Consider the following 14,484-nt stretch of genomic DNA (forward strand, 5'->3'; position numbering starts at 1 on the left):
CTTCAGTATATCGGAGTATACCGCACTTTACTTTACATGAATAGTCCCGCCCTTCACCATATGCTGGCACAAGCCGAAAAATTCCATGCCAATGGCCAGCTTGATCAGGCTAAAGCCCTCTATGTACAGATTTTGGAAGAGCGCCCAGACTTTTCACGAACCGCATACAACCTGGGGATTCTGTACCTTACACAACAGGACTACATACAGGCGGAACATGCCTTTACGCACTGCCTCAGATTTGAGCCACACCTGCTTGAAGCACGCCTCAACCAGGCCTTTGCCATACAAGAGCAGGGGATGATCCGGGAGGCCCATGATCAGTACCAGGCCATCCTCCAGACAGATCCTGGCTGTACTGAAGCCCGCTTCAACCGTGCCTGCCTGCAGCTCCTGCAGGGCACTTTCGCCTCTGCTCTGGATGATTATGAACTGCGCTTTACCACCAACGATCCGGTCATCTCACGCCACCAGGATATCCCTGCATGGTCGGGAGCACCCCGGCCCGGTCTACGGCTGCTGATCCACGCCGAACAGGGTTATGGCGACACCATCCAGATGCTACGCTACCTGCCGTTACTTGTTCAAAAAGGTATCCAGGTCATCCTGGAAGTACCGACTGCACTCTCCGTCATCTGCAGTACGATTCCCTCACTCTCTTGCATTGAGCGAGGCTCCCCACTTCCTGAAATTGACTGCCGCCTCCCGATCATGAGCCTGCCCAGGATATTTCACACACAACTGCATACGATACCAGCTGATGTTCCGTATCTGCATGCAGACCAGGAATTGATTCAGGCATGGAAAAGACGTCTGCCAGACACAACGAAAATCAGGGTCGGATTGGCATGGGCTGGCCGTTTTGATCTGCCGGTCAATCGCAAACGCAGCTGCCCGCCGGCATTCCTTCAGCCTCTGCTGGAGGTTGAGCGAGTACAGTTTATCAGCCTGCAGCTTTCGCCACCGGATGGCTTTCAGCTCCATGACTCACACCTGCTTGATTACAGTTCGGAACTGACCGACTTCAGCCAGACAGCCGCCCTAGTTGCCAATCTTGACCTGGTTATCACCATTGACACTTCCGTGGCCCATCTGGCCGGAGCCCTGGGAGTGCCCGTCTGGCTGGTACTACCCAAAGTACCGGACTGGCGCTGGCTGCTGGATCGTGATGACTCGCCCTGGTATCCGTCCATGCGGCTCTTCAGACAACCGACATCCGGCGACTGGAAAACGGTGATCAACTCGGTCACCACAGAACTACAGTGCTACGTCACCCCTCGCATTTGGTGCTACCGTGACGGCCAGGATTTTGACCACAGCCTGACCGGCGACCGCCCGACACCGCTGACCGATCAGAACAACTGGCAATCGCTTGGCCTTCGAACGGCAGCCAGGCCTGAAGATGCCGACTGGCTGCTCTTCCCCTACTACCTTGAGCATCTGGCCGAATACCAGACCAGTGAAGGCATGTGGCGTTTCCTGGAACAATTGCGCCACTTTTCTTCGGCACAAAACCAGCATATCCTATTCAGTGACCATGACTGTCAGGCCCCCTATCATTCATCTGCAATCTGGTTCAGGGCGAGCATCGACCCCTACCAGCAGGATTTAAACGCCTTTATCATCCCCTATCACGTTACAATTCCGGATGAATTCCTCCACTTTGATACGACCCGCATCCGCTTTCATGCCAGTTTTGTCGGTTACCTGGGGCTACTGCGCGAACGCTCGCCAATGATCAACGGCCTGATCAGCGAAGCCAGGTTGGTACACCAACTCGATTTGCACACCTCATTCCACCTCCATCAATCTCCCGCTGTACAGCAGGAGCGCCGCAGCCGCTACCTTCAGATCTCCAGTGAATCGATCTGCGTACTCTGCCCGCCTGGCGCTGGCAGTTCCTCCATTCGATTCTTTGAAACTCTGGCCCTCGGCAGGATCGCAGTAATCCAGGAGCCGACGCTGCTCCCCTTTAACGACCGGATCAACTACAATCGTTTTGTTATCCGCATACCGGCAGGGATGGCCGCACAGACCGGAGCCATCATCACTGGCTGGCTTGCGCAGTTCTCAAGCGATGAACTGCTGCAGCGTTGCAAGGAGGCACGGAGCGCATGGGAAACCCACCTCTCACCAGCGGCACTGCCGTCAGGAATCGTACGTAAACTTATCCAGGTCAGACTGACCACCTGGAACAGGCCTGTGACTCAACCCTGCCAACCCAGAATCGACTGGCAGACAAATGCCGCCAAAGCCGCCATGCTCTTACTTGATGGCGATTCCATCACTTCACGGCAACTGGTGAGCGAAGCCCTTGCAGCCAATCCCAGATCAGCAGTTCTACACCTTACACTGGGAGGTATTGAACGTGAACTGGGCAACACTGCCGCCGCCGAATTCCAACTGAAGCTTGCTATACAGTACGATCATCGCTGCTATGACGCCTACCTGCACCTAGGCAGCCTCCTGATCACCTGTGAACGGCATGAAGAGGCTGTTGGTCGCCTCTACCAGGCAAGCCTGCTTCGCCCAAATGAGCCGGCACCCTATCGGCTTGCGCTGACACCACTCCTCCGCCTGGGGCGAACTGAAGAGGCTGATTACTGTCGCTCGTGGCTGATGCAGAACAGCAAAGAAGAGGCCACAGCATGAGTTTACACCACAACCGCGGGAGGGCGGCGGCATGGTACCGACTGGGCACGATCAAGCTTAATCGCAACCGGCTGGATGAGGCGGCAGACTGTTTTCGCCAGGCACTCGCACAGGCGCCTGGCTTTGCAGCTGGCTGGCACAACCTGGCTCACACCTACCAGAAGATGCAGCAGCACGACGAGGCCCTGATCTGCTATCGCCGTGCCTTGTATTGCTGCCCGGATGACCCCTGCAGCCTCAACAATATGGGGGTACTCCTGCGTGACATGGGACGACTTGACGAATCACTGGATCTGTTTGAAAGGCTCATCACCTGCCATCCTACTGACGGAGATGGCCACTGGAACCGCGCCCTAAGCTTACTAATGGCAGGAGATTACGCTACAGGATGGCTGGAGTATGAGTGGCGTTTCCAGCGTACCCGCCCAGTTCCGATATTCGACCCGGGCACCCCCCGTTGGCAGGGGGAACCGTTGGAAGGCAAGACGATCCTGCTCTGCTGTGAGCAGGGATATGGAGACAGCATCCAGTTTATCCGGTTCGCCCCCCTGCTTGCCGACTGGGGAGCAACTGTGCTGGTGCGTTGCCCTGACCGATCCCTTGCCGATCTCTTATCAGGAGCCCCCGGCATTCATCAGGCCCTCATACCCGGCGACCAGATCCCCGATCATGACTTCTGGAGCCCCCTGCTCAGCCTGCCGCTCCATCTTGCGGCCATCCGCGAAAACCTGCCGCAACCACCCTATCTCTTTGCTGATTCACGCTCTGACCTGCCCGATCTCTCACAAGATCGCCTCACCATAGGACTGGTCTGGTCAGGACGCAGCACCGACCCCTATCGGGCCTGCCCTGCCAGAATGCTCGCATCGTTACGCCGTTTTGTCGGGCAGGTTTCATTTTTTTCACTGCAGTTGAATGCACAGGAGTCGGACCTGTCGCTACTGCAGGATCTCCTCAAGATAACCGACCTGTCGCATCTGCTTGTCGATTTTCAGGCAACAGCGTCCATCATGGCCCAGCTCGACCTGATCATCTGCATAGACAGTGCCCCGGCACACCTCGCTGGCGCCCTGGGGCGCGAAGTCTGGCTGCTGGCGCACCATAGCCCGGATTGGCGTTGGGGCCTGAACCGCAGCGACTCCGACTGGTATCCAACCATGCGTATCTTTCGCCAGGCTAGCCCGGGGCTCTGGGAGCGCACGGTTGAGGATATGGTAGAAGCCCTTGAACATCGGCTGGCAGGAAGCTCTCCCAATATCCCGACATCAACGGCAAAAGACCTGATCGCCATCGGTGATCGGCTTCGCGAGCAGGAACAATGGTCTTCAGCCTGTCATTGTTACCGTCGGGCAGCAGAACGAGAGCCAGACAACTTCCTTGCCCGACTTTGTACGGGAGGCTGCCTGATCTTCCTTAACCGCCCGCATGAGGCTGCAGACTGGTTCCGGCAGGCCATTGCACTACAACCTGATTATCCAGATGCCCATATCAATCTGGGGTTGGCACTGCTCTCCTGCGGATGCCACGTCGAAGGTTGGCGTGAATTTGACTGGCGCTGCCAGCGCATGCTCCAGCATCTGCCGCCGATCCCCTGCCTGCCTGAGCTGGATACCGACAGCACCCTTACCGGCAAAACAGTCCTGATCCACACCGAACAGGGCTACGGCGACACCCTTCAGTTTCTGCGCTATCTGCCGACCCTTGCTGCCACTGGTGCCAGCATCGTCATCAGCGTGCCGCCCCACCTGGTTCGGCTGGTCAGCTCAATGGGGGGCGCCATCCAGGTCATCGCCCATGGTGAACTGCTGCCCCAGGCAGACTTTCAGCTCCCGCTTCTTTCCCTGCCGCAGCGGCTGTCCCGCAGAAGCTTGGAAATTTCCGCTGCCTCCTATCTCAAAGCAGACCCAATGTTACGCACCGATTGGCAACAACGTCTCGCTGAAGCCGAGCACTTCAAGGTCGGACTGGTCTGGCGCGGCAGCGATCTGGGAAAGAGTGGCTATCGGCGGGCACTGACAACCGATCTTCTGGCACCGTTCACCTGGATCGACGGGGTCAAGCTGTACAGTCTCCAACTGGGCGCAACAGCGGAGGAATTGAAGCAACTACCTGGCATCGTCGACCTGACCCCACACATCACTGACTTCTCAGACACCGCCGCAATCATGACCACGCTCGACCTAGTGATCAGCGTTGATACAGCAACCGCACATCTAGCTGGCGCCCTGGGGGTACGCTGCTGGGTGCCGCTACTATTCTCCCCGGATTGGCGCTGGTATCCGCTTCAGGAACAGGGCAGCTGCTGGTATCTTACCATAACCGCCTTTCGCCAAACGATACCGGGAAGGTGGGAACCCGTTATTACGGCCATTGCATCTACTCTACAGGGCGAGGCGTTACTGTACAAAGGGCATCAGCTGGGTAGATTAGGGAAGCGAAAAGAGGCCATTGCCGTTTTCCGCAAAGCGACTGAACTACCAGACAAAAATGGACCAGCTCTACTAAACCTGGGTATCTACCTGCGTGCCGATAGCGAGCTGCTACTGGCAAAAGAGGCACTACTCAAAGCGACCGAAGCCGATCCAAGCTACCCCGAGGCGTGGCAGAATCTTGGCTTGGTGCATCAAGACCTGCTGGAACTGCCCGAGGCGTACCTCTGCCTGAAGCGGGCCCTTGCCCTGCGACCGGATTATGCCACCGCCCGCTGGAATTTTGCCCTGCTACAACTACTACTGGGTGATTATACCGAAGGCTTCCGCAACTTTGAATCACGCTTCACCAAGCTCGGCGCTGTCGCACGACTGCATGCAGACATTCCAGCCTGGGACGGTGCCAACCCTGCCGAAAAGACTATTCTGATTCATGCCGAGCAAGGGTATGGCGACACCATCCAGTTTGTCCGTTACATCCCAGAACTGATTGACGCCGGAGCACACGTTGTGCTGGAGGTCCAAGACACTAAACTACGTGAACTCTGCCGTTCTACCAGCACGTTTACGCAGGTGATTGTCCGTGGCGACACACTGCCACAGGTTAACTTGCAGGCGCCTCTCCTATCGCTACCCCATCTTCTCGGCAGCAGCATTGCCACCATTCAGCGCAAGATTCCCTATCTTTCTGCCGATAAAGATAAAACAGCCCTATGGAAAAGCCGGCTTCCTGATGACAAGCGGCGAAAAATTGGCATCTGCTGGAAGGGGCGGCCGATTCCGGATCCGAAACGTTCAATACCGTTCAGCGAGTTGTGCTCGCTCTGGGCCCTCCCTGATGTGACCTGGGTTTCACTGCAGATGGAGCCGGATGACGCAGCAGAGCTACCGGATTGCATGCTTGACCTGACCGATAAAATCAGAGACTTTTCAGATACCGCAGCCCTGATGAGTTGCCTGGATTTGGTCATCAGCATTGACTCAGCCGTCGCCCACCTTGCTGGAGCTCTGGGCATGAAGGCTATTATCCTGCTACCGTTCAGTTCAGACTGGCGGTGGACCTGCGACCAGGAAGGAACTCCCTGGTATCCGACGTTACGCCTGGCGAGGCAGACATCTCCCCAAGCATGGAACACACCCATTCATACTGCAAGAAACATCATAGAATCAGGAACGCTTCAATGAAAAAGCTAACTATCGGGATTCGCCTCAGAGAGATCGGTTCGCTGGATATTAATTTCAATGGTTTTATGAACGGCGATGAGTTGGTTGCTCGAAGCTGGGCAAAATATCTGCTGCGCCGAGATGACGTACAATCTGTAGAATTATACGGGAAAAGTGGAGAGGCTTCGCATGATCTAGATTTTCTGCTTCATTTCAACCCTGAGACCGAATGTGTGCGTGGTATCAAGAATTTTCAAAGGCTCCCCTCATGCGACTGAAACCGATATATGTACAGCGATTGGAGTACTTCATGGGAGGTATCAGCAGGGAAACCTACCCTGAAGAGCCGTCCCCAATCCACACCCAGATTACTACAAAAGCAATCGACCATCTGTTCTCCACCTACACCCCACCCCAGGGGGCATTAGTGCTTGATGTCGGTTGCGGTCAAGGGGTTGCGCTTCATCAGTTTACAGAACGTGGCTGTCGCCCGGTGGGTATAACTCTTAATACTACCGATCTACGTGAGTGTCAGAAACAGGGCTTCACGGTCGCCCAGATGGATCAATCATTTCTTGAATTTGATGATGACACCTTTGACCTGGTCTGGGCACGCCATGTTGTTGAACACAGCATATTTCCCTATTTTACACTCACAGAGCTTACCAGGGTACTGAAACCAGAAGGACTGTTGTACCTTGAGGTACCCGGAGCAGAAACTGGGTACAGACACGAGCTGAACGCTAACCACTACAGCATTCTCAGCAATACCATGTGGTTATCACTACTTGAACGGTGCGGTGCTCCTGCATTAGAGGCACAGAAGTACTATTTAAAGGGCGAGGGTGGGGCTGATGAGTACTGGGGCTTCTTTGCCAAGAAACAGACTCTGAAAACTCTTACAACTGACGGAGATTCAAAGCAATGAAGACTGCCGTTCTCATGCATACCTTCGATCAAAGAGCGTTTATATGGCCCAAGTTTTTTGAGTATTTCATGCATAGTTTTCCAACGTCCAATGAGTTCAGCTACTACTTTGCAAATGAAGCTGTTGATTTTGACATTCCTAATTTTTTTCGCCATATTCCGACAGGGACGGGAGAATGGTCGGAGCGACTAACCATTGCTCTTGACAGAATTCAGGAAGACACCGTCCTCTATCTTCAAGAGGATTTCCTACTAACATCTGTTAATCAAGAGGCACTGTTCAACGCTCTGGCATGGCACAAAAACCATGGCAACCTCATAACCAAACTTGGCTCCCACAATTTTTTTCACACAGAACCTACGGACGAAATCCTGTTAGGACACAAAATACTGAAACACTGCACCGGCAGTATGTTTGCCATGAGCCATCAGCCAATAGCCATATTCAACTCTGCTTTTTTGAGACACACCAACCCGAATCCGCCGGTCTCTGCCCGCAATCATGAAAGCATCGCGACAGCCGCAATCAACTGCATACCCGAATTGCTTGATAAAATTAAAATCATCCCCGACTCTACAATAATTGAATATTTGCACTGCATCGCTGACGGGGAGTTAATCATTAAACTCAACGAACTGCCTACATTGCCCCCATTTCAGCAGCAAACCAAGGACGGGCAGCTGTATTAAGTAGGGTGAATTATGAATCTATTGGGCCTCCCTGCTTGACGAGCTGAATGCCGACCGCCCCATGACAAGCGGCATTCGTTGCACAAGCTTCGGGCCTCGGAACTCACACAGACAACCATATCGATGCACTGCTATAACAGCATGGTCGTCTTTGAGCGTGGACGCAGCATAAACAAAGGGATTATGACCACCATGGAAAAACTATCTATATGGAAAAATCATGAAAATTTGGCTGGCATACGTTAACTACCCTATTACCACCGCAGTCTATATCAGACGAGCCCTGCTCCAGGCTGGCCATCAGGTTACGACAATAGGACCGCGCCTGCCCGAGGAGGCCATTGAATTGTGGCAGTTGCAGAACATGCTGTTACCCTTGGATCCGCTTGATATCGACACATCCTTTACCCCTAAAATGGCGGAGATCTGGGAGGCAACGCCTGCTAATGAACGCCCGGATTTGTACCTGTGGGTAGAATCAGTTGCCGGCTACCAGCCTCAAAATCTTGATGCTGTTTCCTGTCCCAAAGCCTGCTGGTTGATTGATACTCACTATCATCTACAGCCGGCTCTGGCGCGTGCTCGGGATTACGACTATATTTTTATCGCCCAGCTGGTCGACCTTCAAGAATTCAGAGAGATTTACCCACATACCTATTGGCTCCCACTGGCCTGCGATCCAGAAATTCATGGGCGACAAAACATGTCCAAAAGATTCGATATCGGCTTTGTCGGCAGCATGAATCGCCGCAGAGAGGAGATGCTAGATTATCTGGCCCAGAAGTTCACGGTTCACCGAGAGCGTTCATTCTGGACCGACATGGCTCGAACTTTTTCAGAATCCCGCATCGTATTGAACGATGCCAGCTTTGATGACTTGAATATGCGTTTTTTTGAGGCGCTTTGCTCGGGCTCACTACTACTTTCCAACCCTACCAATGGTAGCGGACAGGATTTGCTGTTCCATAACGGTGAAGAGTACATCTGCCATAATGATCATAATGTGATTGATATCGTACGGCGCTACCTTGAGAATGCCTCACTGCGGGAGAGGATTGCAGCCAGAGGGCGTTGCTTAGTGCTGACTGCCCACACCTACCTGCACCGAGTCACAGATATGCTGGATCTAATTACCAGCAGAAAAACTGACACTTTTTCACCACAGGAGCTACGCTTACGCTCACTGCAGGGCAGGCCTGAAAAGGTTGTTCCGACCATGGAACATCCTCCAAGAATACGCTCTATAATCTCCACCCGCTACCACAGCAACTGGCCAACATGGCAGATGGTTCATGAATGGGAAGATATCCTGTCAACCATCCTTGCTGTGCCGCTACGTCCTATCGGCAAGACCTGTATGCTGCCAAATCCACACTGTCTTCAAGGCAACTACGATCTACTGTTCCTCCAACTGGCAAGCGAGCTCCGCTACTACTCCAACAACCCCCAGCTGATTCCTGTTGTAATGGATCTGTGGAGGGATGATTTTGATGATTTCATCACCTATGCCCCCAGCTTCCCTTTGGTTTTTGTATGCAACCTTCAGTCATTCAAGGATCTGGCAACACGCCTAAACAATCTGCACTACATGCCGTTTACGCTGGCAGACCAGTATTTTGATCGCCCACTACCGGAAAAGGATATTGATATTATCCACTACGGTCGCCGCAATCCGCTCCTTGAGCAATTCATGGAACGCTTGCTTGTTGACCACCCCGAACTGCAGTACATAACCACCGAAGCACTCAATGACGAGAAGAAAGTTCTTATCTATTCAAATCAGCAAGGCTGTTTGGGGGAAAGCGATTCTCGCACCACCTTCATGGCGCTGCTTGACCGAAGCAGGATCAGCCTAGTCTCAACTGTTAGTATGGATGGTTCCCGCAACACCGGCAATATTGACCCGGTCTCCCCCCGATTCCTGGAAAGCATGTCTGCTGGCTGTTATCTGGCAGGCCGAATACCAGACAATGATGAGTTCGAAGATACAGGCATCAAGAAAGTCTGCTACCATGTCACCGACTATGAAAGTTTTAAGGAAACCATTCTTAACCTTCTTGCCAAGCCTGCGAATAATAGACCAAACTATCGGCGCATACTGCAGCCACGACTGACATCGTCTCTTGCACTGCTCATCTTAAAAACCTTGGGCACACTGTGCGACTGCCAGCCACCTGAACCAACCTACGAGGTAATCATGCAAGGAACCGTGCCTAGAACAGACATACTGCATCGGTTGCAGAACCTGAAGCACATGGGACCTGAACTATCTGAGTGGAACTCATTCATGGGTTATCTTACCCTGGTGGATGCGATCGCATTTTACCGGGAATTTCACAACCTTGATCTGAGTGATCTTTTTTCAACAATCATCACTCATCAGTCCTCACGAAGCGCCGCTCTTTTGTTCTCTGCCCTGGAGCTTCAGGTGAAGGGATATCATGATGCCGCCTGCTGTCTTGCAGAACGCACAGCCACACTGGCGCCCGAGTCTCCCCCCGCAACATTTTTACATGCGGAACTACTTCGACGAACTGACAGGCGAGAAGCAAGCAGACTGACCTGCCTGCAATCTCTAAAGCAGTGGCCAAGTCAGGGAGAGTTCCAGGCCGCACTCGACATGTGTGATATTGATGAGGCAATGCCAACTCCACAGGAGCACTACCATGTACTGCATTATGCACACACCTTGCTGCGCCCGAGGCGCTACCTCGAAATTGGCATATCAAACGGCAAATCACTGGGGTTATGCCAAGCCGGAACCGATTCTATCGGCGTTGATCCGATAACTGCCGAGATATCTCAGTTAACCTTCCACTCCCCTGCAGCAGCACCGATACTTTTCAAACTGACCAGCAATGATTTTTTCCAGCAGAATTGCCTGGGACACACATGGGGCAGCCAGCCTTTTGACTTTGCTTTTATCGACGGTCTGCACCTTTTTGAGCAGGTGTTGATGGACTTTGTCCACCTGGAACAGCGCTCTGCTCCAGACTCCATCATCTTTATCCACGATTGCCTGCCGGTCAGTATTGCCGGCGCAGAGAGGGAACGCCAGACAATGGTCTGGACCGGCGATGTCTGGAAAGTGATTGCTTGCCTTAAAGCCACCAGGACTGATCTTGAAATCGTCACCTTTCCCGTTAGACCGTCAGGGCTGGCCATGATACGAAAACTTGACCAGAAGTCACGGCTACTTGCCAACCAGTTTGATACACTAGTCGCTCACTTTATGGATGCAAAACTGCCTGAGTCAATGTCAGAACGTTTCGAGCTGCTTAATGTAACCGAAAAACCACATGAGGTTGTTTTAGAGGAGATTCGGCGGCAACAGGGAGCATGGCAGTGACCAACTCTTCTCAACATATACTAGCTGGCCTATGTCCAGTTCCGGCTACCACGCCATCTAAGAAAGTCGCATAACATGAAAATACTGTTTGTAATACCTCACTTCTATAAGCCTTGCCCCACTCAAAACACATTGCATGCTTCCCATGATCCAGCCAAAGCGAATACTCGGTCTATAACATTGAAGAATTGCATCTACTCTTTATACCGCACATTTTCATTAAACCAACACATGTGTAGTCTAATACAAAGAAAAATAGACACAGCCAATATATCCACATCAACACATATAGATATTATATTGATTACGCATGAGAAGCATAATTTAATTGAAAGTTCAAAGATAGACACTAGCTTGATACATACAAATTATGCATCAAATATTGAACCACTTTTCTTGGGATTCAAAGCCTATGAAATATTTGCTGAGCACTCAGATGAATATGATTGGTTTTGCTATATTGAAGATGACATTATTATAAATGACCCTCTATTTTTTACCAAGATTTCGGCTTTCAATTCAACAGCAAATAATGATTTATATCTGATACAGCCAAATAGATTTGAACATTTCGACAATTATTTTCCAAGCAAGCTATATATAGATGGCGATTTATGGCAGGATTTTGACAAAATAATATACAAGCATCATGGATCAACCTATACAAACAATTTTAAGGTAGCGATTGGAGACTGCACCTACCATACAGAGTTAGCATCAAATCCTCACTCAGGATGTTTTTTTATTACTAAATCACAGTTAAATTTATTAAAAAAACAACCATGGTACGGTCATATCACCACTGGATTTATGGGCCCCCTTGAGAGTGCAGCAACGTTACCAATTATGTCGACATTTTATATCCACAAACCTGCCGTTATTAATGCTAACTTCCTCGAAGTACACCATGATGACGAAAAGATTTCAATTCATGCTAAAGAAATCTTCGAAGAGGCATCTCGGCAAAAAACAGGCTGGTAATTTACCAAACCGGGAAGTCTGGCGATGGCACGCAGATTTGACCGCAATTCGACCATATCGCAGGATAGCTTTAATCAGCTGGCAGAACGTTTTATTGAACACTTTCGCAGCCCATGGAAGAGCGCCTTAAGCGGCTGAGTGTCACCTCAGAGTTGCCGTTTCATGCCTTGACCAGACGGCTAAAACAGCATGGTAGGTACTAATGAACACCGATTGCCCTCATATCTGGCTGGCCTATGTCCCGTATCCGGTTACTACCGCCGTCTATCTGGAACGGTCTTTGCGCAAGCACTACCGTGTAACCACCGTCGGCCCCTCCTTTCCCCATGAACTGGTCGAGACCTGGCACCTGCAAAAACTTCGTCTACCTTTTGAAGAGCTTGACGTCGTCACCGACTTTACCCCGGATATTGCTGAACATGCTGACCGACTGGCAACAGACCGGCCTGACCTCTACCTCTGGGTGGAGTCGGTGGGCGGCTATTTTCCTGAAAATATTGGTGCGCTTGACTGTCCCACAGCCTGCTGGCTCATTGACACCCACTTGAACCTTCCATGGCATCTGCAGTGGGCTGAAAGATTCGATTTTGTCTTCCTGGCACAACGGGAGTATGTTCAACAATTTCGGGATAAAGCGGTAAATGCCCACTGGCTGCCTCTGGCCTGCGATCCAGAGATTCATGCACCAAGCAACACCCCTAAGATACATGACCTCTCCTTTGTAGGCAGTCTTTCACACAATCCCCGCCGCCAACAGTTGCTGAAAAGCATTGACGAGGTCTTTGGTATCTATTGCGAGCGTTGCTGGTGGGACGACATGGCCCGAGTAATCAGCGAATCGCGGATAACCTTCAACAATGCCGTCAAAAACGACCTAAACATGCGGGTTTTTGAGGCACTTTCCATCGGCAGCCTGCTTGTAACCGATCAAGCGCCGGGCAGTGGCCTGGAGACGCTATTCCATGACGGTGAAGATTTGGCCATCTACCGGAGTGACAACGAGTTAAACGACGTAATCCGTTTTTATCTGGCAAATCCCCTGCTTCAAGAACAGATTGCCCAACGCGGCAGACAGATTGTCCATAATGCCCACACCTACGCCCACCGGATGCAAGACCTCCTTTCCGTATGCCTCCATGGAAAGCCTGACACCTGGACAGCTGAAGAACTGCGCGAGCAATCGACAACAGGACTCACCTCACCCTTTGATGCGATCCGGCAACAGCAAATCAGCTGTTCATCAGCTTCTCGCAGCTTTGTGATCCCGGTGCTGGACCATTCACCGGCCAGCCCGTACAATATCACCAGCCTGCTGCAAGACCTGGAAGGGATTCCCGGCGATGTCATCGCAATCTTCAACAATCCCGCCCTTGCAGACCAGCTGAAAGGGCACCCCCGTATCACCCGCTCGGCCACTATGTCCGAAAACATCGGTGTTGCCCGGGCATGGAACGTGGGGGTCAGTATGGCCGACACCCCGTATGTGATGATCCTGAATGCCGACCTGCACCTGGAGGTAACAACTGTCGACACCATAGAGCAGGGGTTGCAGCAGCTGAGCAGAGCGGCCTGCGTCGGACCACAGGGGTCGTTCGTCAATTATCGTCTAACCACAGATTTCCTCTATTTTGACAAAGGCGGTTTCGACCACCCGCTTGAGGTTGATGCAGTTTCCGGATTCCTGTTCGGTGTCAGACGTGAACTATTCAGCCCGGGCGGACTTAAATTCGAAGAGGCCTACACCCCCTGCTATTTTGAGGAGTGGGACCTAGGCCTGCAGATCAGGCAGGCAGGCATGAAAAGCTGGATTGTGCCGGCGACCTCCTATGACCACCGCTGGGGCGGCAGTATTGGCGGTCTGCGTGAGATCACCTGTCTTGGTAGAAGTGAGACCGCACAAGAGATTCTACAACGCAATCGCCAGTATTTTCTCGCCAAGTGGCGGCGCAACAGCCCAACACCGACTGACCCGCTGCCGTTCCCCAGCCTCTGGCGACTATTTGCGCCTGATTATGCTCTCAGGCTACTTGAGGACGGGGAAAAAGACCAGGCGCATGCCGTGAGTGAGTCCCTGCTTGTCAATTACCCAGAGGACCCTCAGGCACTAGCCTCAGCTGCTCTAGTCGCCTTTGCCACAGACAATATGCAACAGTTGTCAACACTGGCAAAACGGCTTCAGACAATTGCACCCGACCTTGACCTCAGAGAGCTACTCAACAACAGACAGCGGGGCACGAGCTGATGTCCGGACGGCCTTCTATACTCTTCATAAACACCTATTATGAGGTTTTT

At 52.1% G+C, this 14,484-nt stretch carries 8 protein-coding genes; all 8 read left to right on the forward strand.

Features of this window, described 5'->3' with window-relative positions:
* Positions 1–36 precede the first annotated feature (36 nt).
* The 8 genes from FY034_RS15735 (at position 37) to FY034_RS15770 (ending at position 14,434) form a co-directional block, all read left to right on the forward strand.
* Entirely contained in the window at positions 37–2,652 is a 2,616-nt protein-coding gene (locus tag FY034_RS15735; protein ID WP_265552218.1) for a tetratricopeptide repeat protein, read from the forward strand.
* Positions 2,649–6,266, forward strand: coding sequence for a tetratricopeptide repeat protein (locus FY034_RS15740; RefSeq protein WP_265552220.1), 3,618 nt, complete (start codon positions 2,649–2,651; stop codon positions 6,264–6,266). The genes FY034_RS15735 and FY034_RS15740 overlap by 4 nt, the downstream gene beginning before the upstream one ends.
* Positions 6,263–6,523: a hypothetical protein gene (locus FY034_RS15745; protein ID WP_265552222.1), complete on the forward strand. Its 261-nt coding sequence runs from the start codon at positions 6,263–6,265 to the stop codon at positions 6,521–6,523. The genes FY034_RS15740 and FY034_RS15745 overlap by 4 nt, the downstream gene beginning before the upstream one ends.
* A 32-nt stretch (positions 6,524–6,555) precedes the next feature.
* Positions 6,556–7,173 (forward strand): class I SAM-dependent methyltransferase, encoded by a 618-nt coding sequence (locus FY034_RS15750; RefSeq protein ID WP_265552224.1) that lies wholly within the window; start codon positions 6,556–6,558, stop codon positions 7,171–7,173.
* Positions 7,170–7,862 (forward strand): hypothetical protein, encoded by a 693-nt coding sequence (locus FY034_RS15755; RefSeq protein ID WP_265552226.1) that lies wholly within the window; start codon positions 7,170–7,172, stop codon positions 7,860–7,862. Before FY034_RS15750 ends, FY034_RS15755 begins: the two co-directional genes overlap by 4 nt.
* 220 nt (positions 7,863–8,082) lie before the next feature.
* A complete protein-coding gene (locus FY034_RS15760; RefSeq protein ID WP_265552228.1) occupies positions 8,083–11,211 on the forward strand; it encodes a glycosyltransferase family protein in 3,129 nt (1,042 codons plus the stop codon).
* 75 nt (positions 11,212–11,286) lie between these two features.
* Positions 11,287–12,192, forward strand: a complete 906-nt coding sequence (locus tag FY034_RS15765; RefSeq protein ID WP_265552230.1) for a hypothetical protein — start codon at positions 11,287–11,289, stop codon at positions 12,190–12,192.
* A 202-nt stretch (positions 12,193–12,394) separates the two neighbouring features.
* Positions 12,395–14,434, forward strand: coding sequence for a glycosyltransferase family protein (locus FY034_RS15770; RefSeq protein WP_265552231.1), 2,040 nt, complete (start codon positions 12,395–12,397; stop codon positions 14,432–14,434).
* Positions 14,435–14,484: the final 50 nt, after the last annotated feature.

The sequence above is a fragment of the Trichlorobacter lovleyi genome (genome assembly GCF_015239775.1).
Classification (GTDB): domain Bacteria; phylum Desulfobacterota; class Desulfuromonadia; order Geobacterales; family Pseudopelobacteraceae; genus Trichlorobacter; species Trichlorobacter lovleyi_B.

Bases quoted from the DNA above. Each gene is read 5' to 3' on its own strand.
- FY034_RS15735 (WP_265552218.1), top strand. From the start codon at position 37: ATGAATAGTCCCGCCCTTCACCATATGCTGGCACAAGCCGAAAAATTC.
- FY034_RS15745 (WP_265552222.1), top strand. From the start codon at position 6,263: ATGAAAAAGCTAACTATCGGGATTCGCCTCAGAGAGATCGGTTCGCTG.
- FY034_RS15755 (WP_265552226.1), top strand. From the start codon at position 7,170: ATGAAGACTGCCGTTCTCATGCATACCTTCGATCAAAGAGCGTTTATA.
- FY034_RS15740 (WP_265552220.1), top strand. From the start codon at position 2,649: ATGAGTTTACACCACAACCGCGGGAGGGCGGCGGCATGGTACCGACTG.
- FY034_RS15765 (WP_265552230.1), top strand. From the start codon at position 11,287: ATGAAAATACTGTTTGTAATACCTCACTTCTATAAGCCTTGCCCCACT.
- FY034_RS15750 (WP_265552224.1), top strand. From the start codon at position 6,556: ATGGGAGGTATCAGCAGGGAAACCTACCCTGAAGAGCCGTCCCCAATC.
- FY034_RS15760 (WP_265552228.1), top strand. From the start codon at position 8,083: ATGAAAATTTGGCTGGCATACGTTAACTACCCTATTACCACCGCAGTC.
- FY034_RS15770 (WP_265552231.1), top strand. From the start codon at position 12,395: ATGAACACCGATTGCCCTCATATCTGGCTGGCCTATGTCCCGTATCCG.